Origin of the sequence: Curtobacterium pusillum, assembly GCF_007673235.1 — a bacterium.
Lineage (GTDB): Bacteria > Actinomycetota > Actinomycetes > Actinomycetales > Microbacteriaceae > Curtobacterium > Curtobacterium pusillum_C.
In genome coordinates, this window is the sequence record NZ_VDZH01000005.1 from 1 (window position 1) to 12,469 (window position 12,469).

Sequence of the window (12,469 nt, forward strand, 5' to 3'; positions counted from 1 at the left end):
GCCCCGGCGCGGCTGCCGCCCGGCCCGGCCCGGCCGCCGCTGCCGCCGCTGCCGCTGCCGCTGCCGCTGCCGCTGCCGCCCTCGCGGTATCGCGCCCCCGAACGAACATTGCGCCCCGTCGTGACGGGGCGCAATGTTCACATCGGGGCGCGATCGGTCCAGATCACGACCGGCTCAGCGGATCAGAACCACTTCTCCGCGCGGTGGTCCGCCTGGATGCGGCGGATCGTGTTCGAGCGGGACCGGAGCACGAGCGAGTCGGTGTGGATGACACCACGCGACCGGCGGACACCGTCGACGAGGACACCGTCGGTGACACCCGTCGCGACGAAGAACGTGTTGTCGCCCGTGACGAGGTCGTCCTGGTCGAGGACCTTGTCGAGGTCGTGTCCGGCAGCAATCGCCTTCTCGCGCTCCTCGTCGTCCTTCGGCTGGAGCTTGCCGAGGATCACACCACCGAGCGCCTTGATCGCGCACGCCGTGATGATGCCCTCCGGAGTACCGCCGACACCGACGCACATGTCGATCGTCGAGCCGGGCAGCGCCGCGGCGATGCCACCGGCGACGTCACCGTCGAGCAGCAGTCGGGTACCGGCACCGGTCGCGCGGATCGCACGGATGAGCTCGTCGTGGCGGGGACGGTCGAGGACGGCGATCTGCATGTCCTCGAGGTCCTTGCCCTTCGCCTTCGCGAGCGCACGGATGTTGTCACCGATCGGCTTCTCGAGGTCGAGGACGCCACGGCCCTCGGGACCAGCGGCGATCTTGTCCATGTAGAACACGGCGGACGGGTCGTACATCGAGCCGCGGTCCGAGACGGCCATGACCGAGATGGCGTTCTGGCGACCAGCGGCGGTGAGCGAGGTGCCGTCGATCGGGTCCACGGCGATGTCGCAGGCCGGACCGTGTCCGTTGCCGACGTGCTCGCCGTTGTAGAGCATCGGGGCGTTGTCCTTCTCGCCCTCACCGATGACGACCACGCCGTCGAAGTTCACCGTACCGAGGAACTTCCGCATCGCGTCGACGGCGGCACCGTCGGCGAGGTTCTTCTCACCCCGCCCGACCCACGGCTGCGCACGGATCGCCGCGGCCTCCGTCGCACGCACGAGCTCGAGCGCCAGGTTGCGGTCGGGCTGGAGGAACAGGCTGCCGGTCTCAGTGGTGGGAGTCACAGCCTCCAGCCTACCGACGGCTGCCCCGACGTCCGTCCGGGTCACACTCCGGTGGGGCTGACTAGGCTCGGACCGGACACCACCACGTCGAAGGAGATCCCAGTGCCCATCGCAACGCCGGAACAGTACGCCGAGATGATCGAACGAGCGAAGGCCGGCAAGTTCGCGTACCCCGCCGTCAACGTGTCGTCGTCCCAGACCATCAACGCGGTCCTCCAGGGCCTCGCCGAGGCGGGCTCGGACGGCATCCTCCAGGTCACCACCGGTGGCGCCGACTACTTCGCCGGCCACACCGTGAAGAACCGTGCCGCGGGTGCGCTCGCGATGGCGAAGTTCGCCCACGAGGTCGCGAAGAACTACGACATCACCGTCGCCCTGCACACCGACCACTGCCCGAAGGACGCCCTCGACGGCTTCGTCCTCCCGCTCATCGCGGCGAGCGAGGAAGAGGTCCGTGCCGGCCGCAACCCGATCTTCCAGTCGCACATGTGGGACGGTTCGGCCGTGCCGCTCGACGAGAACATCGAGATCGCGAAGACCATGATCGAGAAGACGCGGAACATCAACGCGATCCTCGAGGTCGAGATCGGCGTCGTCGGCGGCGAGGAGGACGGCGTGGAGCACGAGGGCACGAACGACGCCCTGTACACGACCCCGAACGACGTCGAGAAGGTCGTCGACGCGCTCGGCCTCGGAGACAAGGGCCGCTGGATCGCCGCGCTCACCTTCGGCAACGTGCACGGCGTCTACAAGCCGGGCAACGTCAAGCTCCGCCCCGAGCTCCTCGGCGAGATCCAGGCCTCCGTCGCGGCCAAGCACGGCACCGGCGAGAACCCGCTCGACCTCGTGTTCCACGGCGGCTCGGGATCGACCGACGACGAGATCCACGAGGCTGTCCGCAACGGCGTCATCAAGATGAACATCGACACGGACACGCAGTACGCGTTCACGCGCTCGATCGCCGGCTCGATGTTCACCAACTACGAGGGCGTCCTGAAGATCGACGGCGAGGTCGGCAACAAGAAGCAGTACGACCCGCGCGCCTGGGGCAAGGTCGCCGAGTCCGCCATGGCGGCTCGCGTGGGCGAAGCCGCGAAGGTGCTCGGCTCGGCCGGGCACACCAAGGGCTGACACCCAGAGCAACTGCCTGGAGGAACGGGGCGCGTCCGTCGGACGCGCCCCGTTCTACGTCCGGTCGCCTCCACCGCGTGCCACGATGGGCGGGTGACCGCCGACGCCATCGCCTTCGAGTTCGCCCAGTACGTCATCGAGTCCCCCACCGCGTTCCACGCGGCGGCCGCGGCCCGGGACCGACTCGTCGAGGCAGGGTTCACCGAGCTGTCCGAACTCGACGCGTGGCCGACCGAGGCCGGTGCCTACGTCGTGGTCCGCGACGGTGCGGTCATCGCCTGGCGACTGCCGTCCGGCGCCACGAGCACGACGCCGTTCCGCATCCTCGGCGCGCACACCGACTCCCCCGGGTTCCGCATCAAGCCGAACCCCGGCGTCCGGACCGGTGGGTGGGAGCAGCTCAACGTCGAGGTCTACGGCGGAGCACTGCTCTCCACGTGGTTCGACCGGGACCTCCGGATCGCCGGCCGGGTGGTCGACGCCGACGGCACCGTCCGCCTCGTGTCGACCGACGCCGTCGCCCGGATCCCGAACCTCGCGATCCACCTCGACCGCGGCGTGAACGACGGCAAGGAGATCGACCGCCAGCGCCACACCCTGCCGATCGTCGGCGTGGACGGCGACGCTGGCGGCACCGACGTGGTGTCGTGGCTCCGCGCCCGAGTCGGCGCGGACGCGGTGTCGTGGGACCTCTTCCTCGCCGACACGCAGCCTCCCGCCCGGATCGGCATCGACCGCGAATTCCTCGCCTCCGGCCGGATGGACAACCTCACGAGCGTGCACGCCGGCATCCGCGGGGTCATCGCCGCGCCGACCGACGGCGACCACATCCCGGTGTTCGCGGCGTTCGACCACGAGGAGATCGGCTCGTCGACGCCGTCCGGAGCCGGTGGGCCGTTCCTCGAGGACGTGCTCGGCCGAGTGCAGGAGGGCCTCGGCGCCACCCGCTCCGAGGCCGCGCGGGCGTTCCGTGCCTCGTGGCTGCTGTCGAGCGACGCCGGGCACCTGGTGCACCCGAACCAGCCGGAGAAGCACGACCCGACGAACCGTCCGCGCCCCGGTGGTGGTCCGCTCCTGAAGATCAGTGCGAACCAGCGCTACATGACCGAGGCGAAGGGCGAGGCCGTCTGGGCCGCCGCGTGCGACACGGCCGGAGTGCCGTGGCAGCCGTTCGTCAACGTGAACACGATCCCCGGCGGCTCGACCATCGGTCCGATCGCGGCGACCCGACTCGGGATCCCGACGATCGACATCGGCGTCGGCTTGTTGTCGATGCACTCGGTCCGGGAGCTCGTGCACGTCGACGACCTCGCGGCCCTGCACGGCGCCGTCGCCGCGTTCCTGGCCGGCTGAGTCCTGGCCGGCTGACCAGAGTGCGCGGTGCCTGCCGGAGCCGCGCAAGCGCACATCAGGACGACAACTGCGCAGGGCGCACCACGAACACTCGTCGTCCGGCCGCGCAGTTGCGGCAGGGCAGTCGGGCGGGTCAGCCGCCCGGGGTCATCCGGTGCACGTAGTCCATGAACGCCGGGTCCTGGAAGAGCACGATCAACAAGGGCACGACACCGAGCACGGTCGCGACGACTCCGCCGATGAGCGGCACCCAGAACGTGCGACGACCGGCACGGAGACGTCGGATGGACCACCAGGCCACCAGCACGAACACGATCGCCATCACGACGGCACGGACGGCGGCCGCCTGGGACAGTGCTCCCGGATCGGCGAGCTCGGTGGACTGACGTTCGATGCCGATTCGGAACGCTGACGCGAATTTCCCCACGGACAGGGCTTGGACGACGGTCAAGAGGCCGATCACGAGCAGGCCGACGGTCAGCACGAAGTCGAGCGGCGACGCACCGAAGTGTCCGGCGGCCGGGGTCGCGCGGGCCGGAGCCTCCGTCGCCGTGACCGGCTCCGCCGGACGCTCGGCCTGCTCGAGCCTCTGCTGCTCGCGCCGTTCGTGCTCAATGACCGGGTTCACCCAGCCCTCCGGGGCGTACTCGCCGTACTGCGGTGCCGGGCGGCCGTGGACACGACCGTCCTGCACACCGGCGGCCGACGTAGCGGGGGTGCGCCGCGCCTCCAGGCCGTCTGCCGTCTCGGCGACGTGACCCGGGTCACGGGCCGGGACCGCGGACCAGCCGTCCGTCCCGCCGCTCACGAGCGACGCCCGCCGAGGGCGCGCGTCGGGTTGCCCGCCGCGTCGGTGCGGAGCTCCTTCGGCAGCGAGAACATGAGGTCCTCGTGCGCGGTGACCACTTCCTCCACGGTGCCGTAGCCGGCGTCCGCGAGCTGGTCGAGGACCTCGGCGACGAGTTCCTCGGGGACGGACGCCCCGCTCGTGACACCCACCGTGCGGACGCCGTCGAGCCAGTCCTGCTGGATCTCGGAGGCGTAGTCCACCCGGTGCGCTGCGTGGGCGCCGTGCTCGAGCGCGACCTCGACCAGGCGGACGCTGTTCGACGAGTTCGCCGAGCCGACCACGATCACGAGGTCGGCTCCGGGAGCGACCTTCTTGATCGCGACCTGGCGGTTCTGGGTGGCGTAGCAGATGTCGTCCGACGGCGGGTTCTCGATGGCGGGGAACTTCTCGCGCAGCAGGCGGACGGTCTCCATCGTCTCGTCGACGCTCAGTGTGGTCTGCGACAGCCAGACGAGGTTGTCCGGGTCCGGGACCTCGAGTGCGGCGACGTCCTCCGGTCCGTTGACCAGGATGGTGCGCTCGGGGGCGTGACCCATGGTGCCCTCGACCTCTTCGTGGCCGGCGTGGCCGATGAGGATGATGGTGCGCTCGGCCTTGGCGAAGCGCGTTGCCTCGCGGTGGACCTTGGTGACGAGCGGGCACGTCGCGTCGATGGCGTGCAGGTCGCGGTCGGCGGCGCCGGCCACCACCGCGGGCGAGACGCCGTGCGCGCTGAAGACGACGTGCGAGCCGCGCGGGACCTCGGCGACGTCGTCGACGAAGACCGCTCCCCGCTGCTCGAGGGTCGAGACGACGTGGACGTTGTGGACGATCTGCTTGCGGACGTAGACGGGCTCGCCGTACTGCTCGAGCGCCTTCTCGACGGCCACGACGGCACGGTCGACACCGGCGCAGTAGCCGCGGGGCGCGGCGAGCAGGACCTTCTTCGTGCCGGCGACCGGTTCGTCCCGCAGGCGGCCGCGCGCCGCGAGGACCCGCGGCGGGGCGAGCGGAACGGAGTGGCCGTTGGTGATCGTCACGTCCCCGATGATAGGTGCCGAGCGCGCGCGGGGCCTGGGTGTCGCCGAGCGCGCGGGCCCGGTGTCGCCGGGCGGGTGCGGGCCCGGTGTCGCCGGGATGCGGCAGCATGGGGGCCATGGCGATCGAACAGGGACCCCCGACGGCCGACAACCCGTGGCCCGTCGCGCTGCTCGGCGCGAAGCTGCGGGACTGGATCGACCGGCTCGGCACGGCCTGGGTCGAGGGTGAGATCACCCAGTGGAACGTCGCCGGCGGCAACGTCTACGGCAAGCTCAAGGACGTCGAGGTCGACGCGACGGTGTCGTTCTCCATCTGGTCGAGCGTGCGCTCCCGGGTGCCGGCGGACATCAAGCAGGGTGACCGCGTCGTCGCGGCCGTCAAGCCGAACTACTGGGTCAAGGGCGGCTCGCTGACGATGCAGGTCGTCGAGATGAAGCACGTCGGGCTCGGGGACCTGCTCGAACGACTCGAACGACTCCGACGGACCCTCGGCGAGGAAGGCCTGTTCGACCCCGCGCGCAAGAAGCGCCTGCCGTTCCTGCCGCACCGCATCGGCCTGATCACGGGCAAGGACTCCGACGCCGAGAAGGACGTCAAGCGCAACGCGCAGCTCCGGTGGCCCCAGGTCGAGTTCCGCACGGTCCACACCGCCGTGCAGGGCGAGCGCGCCGTCAGCGAGGTCACCGCGGCGATCCTCGAACTCGACGCCGACCCCGAGGTCGACGTGATCATCGTCGCCCGCGGTGGCGGCGACTTCCAGAACCTGCTCGGCTTCAGCGACGAGGGACTCGTCCGGACCGCAGCGGCGGCGAGCACGCCGATCGTCTCGGCGATCGGGCACGAGGCCGACCGGCCGATCCTCGACGAGGTCGCCGACCTCCGTGCCTCCACCCCGACGGACGCCGCGAAGCGGGTCGTTCCGGACGTGGCAGAGGAACTCGCGAACGTCCGCGCGGCGCGTGCACGGCTCGGACTGCGGCTGTCGCACACGCTCTCGGTCGAGGCGGACCGCATCGCGTCGCTGCGCTCCCGGCCGGCCCTCGCGTCGACCGCGTGGCTCGTCGACACCCGCGCCGAAGAGGTCGCACGCGACCTCTCCCGCGCCCGGGAGCTCCTGGACCGACGGCTCGAACGGTCGCACTCCGAGGTCGGGCACCTCACGGCGCGACTCCGGGCGCTGTCGCCGCGGGACACCCTGCGCCGCGGGTACGCGATCGTGCAGACCTCGGACGGCGGCGTGGTGCGCGGTTCGGAGGACCTCGTCGGCGCGACGCCGGTGCACGTGACGCTCGGCGCCGGGACGGCGACGGGGACGCTCGCGCCGGACGGGCCCGGCCCCGACGGGGTCTGACCGGACCGGCGCGCACGGACGCCGCCGCGCGCGTGCCCGCGGGCGTCGTCGCGCGCGTGCCCGCGGGCGTCGTCGCGCGCGTACGGGCTCGCGTGTGCGGCTCCGGCGGCCGTCACCACCCGCGGTCGCGCAGCCAGGCCTCGGCGACACCCGGCCACGCCGCCGCGGTCCCGGTCCCCTCGGCGAGCCCGATCCCGTGCGCCCCGCGCTCGAAGACGTGCAGCTCGAACGGCACCGCCCGCCGCGCGAGCGCCTGCCCGTACAGGAGCGAGTGCGTGACGTGCACGGCCGGGTCCTCGGCGGTGTGCCAGAGGAACGTCGGCGGGGTCGCGGCGTCGACCATGAGCTCGGTGTCGAGCGCACCCTGCGCCCACACCGTCGCTCCCTTCCCGAGCAGGTTGTCGGCGCTCCCGCGGTGCTGGTGGTCGGTCATCGAGATCACCGGGTAGCAGAGCAGCGCGAGGTCGGGCCGGTCGTCGACGTCCGACACGGCGCGTTCCCCGGGCGTCGGCGCGCTCGAGACGAGGGCGGCGAGGTGGCCGCCTGCGGACGAACCGACCAGCAGGATCCGGGGATCGGACGGGAGGCCCGGGTGGGCTCCGGCGCGCAGGCTGCGGACGAGCGCGCGGGTCGCGACCACGGCGTCGGGGTACCGGTGCGGGACGACCGGGTACTCGAAGACGACTGCGGGGATGCCGATGGCGTTGAGCCACCGGGCGTAGCCCTCGCCCTCGTGGGCGGCGTGCCCGTGGTAGCCGCCGCCGGGCAGGACGAGGGCGAGAGCGGGTCGCGCGTCGGCGGTCGCGTTCGCGTTCGCGGGGTCCGGGATGGTCGGGGCCGGGTACCAGGTCGCGCCGTCGGGGAGGTCCGTCATGCACGCGAACCTACTCGCCGCCCGGCTGTCCACAGGTTGCGCGGACGGACCGCACGTCGGTGGAGCCTCGGTAGGATCGAGGTGTGTCATCCCAGCAGGAACCCGAGCAGGCCGACGTCCAGTCGCTGAGCTACGAAGCCGCGCGCGACGAACTCGTGCGCGTCGTCGCCGAGCTCGAGCAGGGTTCCGCCACGCTCGAACGGTCGCTGTCGCTGTGGGAGCGGGGCGAGTCCCTCGCCGCTCGGTGCGAGGAATGGCTCGTCGGTGCACGTGCACGCCTCGACGCCGCCCGTGCCGCCTCCGAGACCGAGGACGGCGCCGCCCGATGACCGACCCCGACGGCCGCCCGATCGTCGCCGAGCTCGGTCGCCCCGAGACGGCGGAGGAGACCTGGGCCCGGAAGGACGCCGCACGCACCGCGCGACGGCAGCACCAGACGGCGTTCAACCTCGTGATCGCGCTCATCGCGTCGCTCGGGATCGTGCTGTTCCTCGTCGCCGTCGTGGTCCGACCGAACACCACCGTCGTCGACCGGGACGTCGACTACCAGAAGGTCGCGGCGCAGGCGAAGGTCCCCGGCGTGACCCTGGCGGCACCGGCCCTGCCCGACACGTTCTCGTCCAACCGCGCCGACTACAAGGACAAGACCACCGACGGCGTCAGCGTCTGGACCGTCGGACTGATCACGCCCGACAAGCAGTACATCGGGCTGCAGCAGGGCATCAGGGCGAACGACACGTGGGTGTCGAACCAGCTCGACCAGCACGCGGCCACCGGCTCCCGCACGATCGCGGGCACGAAGTGGACCGTGTACGACCGACGGTCCGAGGGCAAGGACGCCGCCAACCAGGCGTACTCGCTCGTGTCGACGTTCGGCTCGAACACCATCGTCCTGTCCGGCACCGCCGACCAGTCCTCGTTCCGTACCGTCGCCACCGCCGTCAGCAAGCAGTTCGCGGACTGACCGGCGACCGGACCCACCCGCAGCACGTCCCCCGAAGACCAGTACCCGAGGAGCCCCATGCCCGACCGCGCCGCAGCCACTCCGTCCGACGCCCTCCGTCTCCTCGTCGACGGCAACGCCCGCTTCGCCGCGGACAAGCGCCGCACCGGCCGGATCGACCCGGACCGCCGCTCGGAGCTCGCCGGATCGCAGGCGCCGTTCGCGACCGTCCTCGGCTGCTCGGACTCGCGCGTGCCGTTCGAGCACGTGTTCGACGCCGGCATCGGTGACCTCTTCGCCATCCGCAACGCCGGGCAGATCGTCGACGACGTCGTGCTGGGCTCGATCGAGTTCGCGGTCGTCGCGCTCGGCACCCCGCTCGTGGTCGTGCTCCGGCACACCAAGTGCGGCGCCGTCGCGGCCGCCCGCTCCGGCGAGCCCGTCCCGGCGCCCCACCTGCAGGCCCTCGTCGACGCCATCGCCCCGAGCGTCGAGCGCGTGCGCGCCACCGACGCCGACGTCCCCCAGGAATCCGTCGGCGCCGCCCACCTCGAGGCCACCCTGCGCCAGGTGCTCGAACGCTCCGGCGCGGTCTCCGACGCGATCGCCGAGGGTAGATTGGCCGTCGTCGGGGCGACTTACGACCTCACCACGGGCGAGGTCACCATCGACACCGTCGTGGGCCAGGCCTGACCGACCGCCACGACGACCGTCCCGGGCACCGGCGGAGACCCCGCCACCCGGACACCACACCAGCCGGCGCGACCGCGGCCGGCGAGCACTCCAGGAAGGACCACGACGACGTGACCGACACCACCGCGACCACCGTGACCGACAGCGACGGCGACTACCGCATCGAGCACGACACCATGGGCGAGGTACGGGTGCCGAAGTCGGCGCTCTACCGGGCGCAGACGCAGCGTGCGGTCGAGAACTTCCCGATCTCGGGCAGTGGTCTCGAGTCGGCGCAGATCGTCGCCCTCGCCCGGATCAAGCGTGCCGCGGCGATCGTCAACGGGGAACTCGGCATCGTCGACCCCGCCGTGGCCGACGCCGTGGCCGAGGCCGCCGACGCGATCATCGGCGGCGCCCACCACGACCAGTTCCCGGTGGACGTCTACCAGACCGGCAGCGGCACCTCGTCGAACATGAACATGAACGAGGTCCTGGCGACCCTGGCGTCCGAGATCGCCGGTTCGGCCGTGCACCCGAACGACCACGTGAACGCCTCCCAGTCGTCGAACGACGTCTTCCCGACCTCGGTGCACGTCGCGGTGACCGAAGCCCTCCTCCGCACGCTCGTCCCCGCACTCGAGCACCTCGCCGAGTCGCTCGAGGCGAAGGCGACGCTCTGGGCCGACGCCGTGAAGTCCGGCCGCACGCACCTGATGGACGCCACCCCGGTCACCCTCGGGCAGGAGTTCGGCGGCTACGCGCGCCAGGTCCGCCTCGGCATCGAGCGCGTGAACGCCACGCTCCCCCGCGTGGCCGAGGTCCCGCTCGGCGGCACCGCGGTCGGCACCGGCATCAACACCCCGAAGGGCTTCCCGCAGCGGGTGATCGCCCAGCTCGCGAGCGACACCGGTCTGCCGATCACCGAAGCGCTCGACCACTTCGAGGCGCAGGGCGCGCGTGACGCCCTCGTCGAGGCCTCCGGCGCGCTCAAGGTCATCGCGGTCAGCCTGACCAAGATCAACAACGACCTCCGTTGGATGGGCTCGGGGCCGAACACCGGCCTCGGTGAGCTCCACATCCCGGACCTCCAGCCGGGGTCGTCGATCATGCCCGGCAAGGTCAACCCGGTCATCCCCGAGGCCACCCTCATGGTCGCCGCGCGCGTGATCGGCAACGACGCCACGATCGCGTGGGCCGGGGCTTCCGGTGCGTTCGAGCTGAACGTCGCGATCCCGGTGATGGGCACGGCGCTCCTCGAGTCGATCCGGCTGCTGGCGAACAGCTCCCGGGTCCTCGCCGACAAGACGATCGACGGGCTGCAGGCGAACCTCGAGCGGGCCCGCGCGTTCGCCGAGTCGTCGCCGTCCATCGTCACGCCGCTCAACCGCGTGATCGGGTACGAGGCCGCGGCGAAGGTCGCGAAGTTCGCCGTCGCCGAGGGCATCACCGTGCGCGAGGCCGTCATCGCGCTCGGGCACGTCGAGCGCGGCGAGGTCACCGAGGAGCAGCTCGACAGCGCACTGGACGTCCTGTCCATGACGCACCCGAACTGACGCTGCCCCGAAACTGACGCTGCCCCGAGACTCGCGCCCAGCGACAGTTCTCGCGCCGATCAGCGCGAGAACTGTCGCTCAGGCCGAGACTCGCCGACGCCGGGCCGACGCCGACGCCGGGCCACCCGCCGCTCGCTACACCAGGTCCGGCGAGTCGAGCATCTCCGTCACGAGCGCAGCGATCGCCGACCGCTCGGAGCGTGTCAGCGTCACGTGGGCGAACAGCGGGTGCCCCTTGAGCCGCTCGATCACCGAGGCGACCCCGTCGTGCCGACCGACCCGCAGGTTGTCGCGCTGGGCGACGTCGTGCGTGAGGACGACCCGGGAGTTCTGACCGATCCGGGACAGCATGGTGAGCAGGACGTTGCGCTCGAGGGACTGCGCCTCGTCGACGATCACGAACGCGTCGTGCAGGGAGCGCCCGCGGATGTGCGTCAGCGGGAGCACCTCGAGCATGCCCCGCTCGACGACCTCGTCGAGCACGTTGTCCGACACCAGGGCACCGAGCGTGTCGTACACCGCCTGCGCCCACGGGTTCATCTTCTCGGAGGCGTCCCCGGGCAGGTAGCCGAGCTCCTGACCGCCCACGGCGTACAGCGGGCGGAACACCATGATCTTCTTGTGCTGCTGCCGTTCGAGCACGGCTTCGAGTCCGGCGCAGAGCGCGAGCGCCGACTTGCCGGTGCCTGCGCTGCCGCCGAGGGACACGATGCCGATCTCCGGGTCGAGCAACGCGTCGATGGCGAGCCGCTGTTCCGCGGACCGGCCGCGGAGGCCGAAGACCTCGCGGTCGCCGCGGACGAGCGCCACCGCACCGGCGGTGTGCACGCGACCGAGGGCCGACCCGCGCTCGGAGTGGATGACGACGCCGGTGTTGACCGGGACCCCGTCGAGCTGCGTCGAGCGGATCTCCTCCTTCTCGTACAGGTCGGACATCTGCTCGCCCGACACCTGCAGGTCGGTGATGCCGGTGTAGCCGGAGTCGACCGCGAGTTCGGCGCGGTACTCCTCCGCCGCCATGCCGATCGAGGACGCCTTGACGCGCAGCGGCAGGTCCTTCGACACGACGACGACGTCGAGCCCGTCGTTCTTCAGGTTCGAGGCGACCGCGAGGATCCGCGAGTCGTTGTCGCCGAGCTGCAGCCCGGACGGCAGCACGGACTGGTTGGAGTGGTTCAGCTCGACCCGGAACGAGCCGCCCTCGCCGATCGCGATCGGGAAGTCGAGCCGTTCGTGTTCGATGCGCAGCTCGTCGAGGAGCCGGAGCGCCTGTCGGGCGAAGTACCCGATCTCCGGGTCGTTGCGCTTGGACTCCAGTTCACTGACGACCACGACGGGCAGGACGACCGCGTGCTCCGCGAAGCGGAACAGTGCCCGCGGATCGCTGAGGAGCACCGAGGTGTCGAGCACGTACGTGCGCTGGGCGACCGATGTGGACGAGTCCGCGGTGTGCTGCTGCTGTGTTCCGCGAGAGACGTTCTGAGAGGTCACGACCACTCCATCCCCGGGCCGCGCTCGGCCCGGTCCATGTCCTCGAACGCGGCCGT

The 12,469-nt window shown here is 71.4% G+C and carries 12 protein-coding genes; 7 read left to right on the forward strand and 5 right to left on the reverse strand.

Features of this window, described 5'->3' with window-relative positions:
• Positions 1 to 182 precede the first annotated feature (182 nt).
• The gene (gene glpX, locus FS532_RS13925) at positions 183 to 1,172 is read right to left on the reverse strand and encodes a class II fructose-bisphosphatase (RefSeq protein ID WP_079238384.1); all 990 of its coding nucleotides are present in this window, start codon (positions 1,170 to 1,172) and stop codon (positions 183 to 185) included.
• 102 nt (positions 1,173 to 1,274) lie between these two features.
• Between glpX and fbaA the strand changes: the two genes are divergently transcribed.
• Positions 1,275 to 2,303, forward strand: a complete 1,029-nt coding sequence (gene fbaA / locus FS532_RS13930; RefSeq protein ID WP_144755545.1) for a class II fructose-bisphosphate aldolase — start codon at positions 1,275 to 1,277, stop codon at positions 2,301 to 2,303.
• 93 nt (positions 2,304 to 2,396) lie between these two features.
• The gene (locus tag FS532_RS13935; protein WP_144755548.1) at positions 2,397 to 3,656 is read left to right on the forward strand and encodes a M18 family aminopeptidase; all 1,260 of its coding nucleotides are present in this window, start codon (positions 2,397 to 2,399) and stop codon (positions 3,654 to 3,656) included.
• A gap of 133 nt (positions 3,657 to 3,789) precedes the next feature.
• Here the strand turns inward: FS532_RS13935 and FS532_RS18720 are convergent, their stop codons facing one another.
• On the reverse strand, positions 3,790 to 4,464 hold the full coding sequence (locus FS532_RS18720) for a DUF6264 family protein (RefSeq protein ID WP_186322044.1): 675 nt from the start codon (positions 4,462 to 4,464) through the stop codon (positions 3,790 to 3,792).
• The gene (locus FS532_RS13945; protein WP_440130718.1) at positions 4,461 to 5,525 is read right to left on the reverse strand and encodes a 4-hydroxy-3-methylbut-2-enyl diphosphate reductase; all 1,065 of its coding nucleotides are present in this window, start codon (positions 5,523 to 5,525) and stop codon (positions 4,461 to 4,463) included. The genes FS532_RS18720 and FS532_RS13945 overlap by 4 nt, the downstream gene beginning before the upstream one ends.
• A gap of 116 nt (positions 5,526 to 5,641) precedes the next feature.
• Between FS532_RS13945 and xseA the strand changes: the two genes are divergently transcribed.
• Positions 5,642 to 6,877 (forward strand): exodeoxyribonuclease VII large subunit, encoded by a 1,236-nt coding sequence (gene xseA, locus FS532_RS13950; RefSeq protein WP_144755553.1) that lies wholly within the window; start codon positions 5,642 to 5,644, stop codon positions 6,875 to 6,877.
• Between the two features lie 112 nt (positions 6,878 to 6,989).
• Here the strand turns inward: xseA and FS532_RS13955 are convergent, their stop codons facing one another.
• Positions 6,990 to 7,751: an alpha/beta hydrolase gene (locus FS532_RS13955; protein ID WP_186322045.1), complete on the reverse strand. Its 762-nt coding sequence runs from the start codon at positions 7,749 to 7,751 to the stop codon at positions 6,990 to 6,992.
• Between the two features lie 83 nt (positions 7,752 to 7,834).
• Here FS532_RS13955 and FS532_RS13960 point away from each other — a divergent pair, with 83 nt between their 5' ends.
• From FS532_RS13960 to FS532_RS13975, 4 genes are all read left to right on the forward strand, one after another.
• Positions 7,835 to 8,080 (forward strand): exodeoxyribonuclease VII small subunit, encoded by a 246-nt coding sequence (locus FS532_RS13960; protein WP_079238377.1) that lies wholly within the window; start codon positions 7,835 to 7,837, stop codon positions 8,078 to 8,080.
• Positions 8,077 to 8,715: a DUF4245 domain-containing protein gene (locus tag FS532_RS13965; RefSeq protein ID WP_144755559.1), complete on the forward strand. Its 639-nt coding sequence runs from the start codon at positions 8,077 to 8,079 to the stop codon at positions 8,713 to 8,715. The genes FS532_RS13960 and FS532_RS13965 overlap by 4 nt, the downstream gene beginning before the upstream one ends.
• Positions 8,716 to 8,772: 57 nt before the next feature.
• A complete protein-coding gene (locus tag FS532_RS13970) occupies positions 8,773 to 9,387 on the forward strand; it encodes a carbonic anhydrase (protein WP_144755561.1) in 615 nt (204 codons plus the stop codon).
• A 110-nt stretch (positions 9,388 to 9,497) separates the two neighbouring features.
• The gene (locus FS532_RS13975; protein ID WP_260852743.1) at positions 9,498 to 10,922 is read left to right on the forward strand and encodes a class II fumarate hydratase; all 1,425 of its coding nucleotides are present in this window, start codon (positions 9,498 to 9,500) and stop codon (positions 10,920 to 10,922) included.
• Positions 10,923 to 11,057: 135 nt separating this feature from the next.
• Here the strand turns inward: FS532_RS13975 and FS532_RS13980 are convergent, their stop codons facing one another.
• A complete protein-coding gene (locus tag FS532_RS13980; RefSeq protein ID WP_186322046.1) occupies positions 11,058 to 12,419 on the reverse strand; it encodes a PhoH family protein in 1,362 nt (453 codons plus the stop codon).
• Between the last annotated feature and the right edge of the window lie 50 nt (positions 12,420 to 12,469).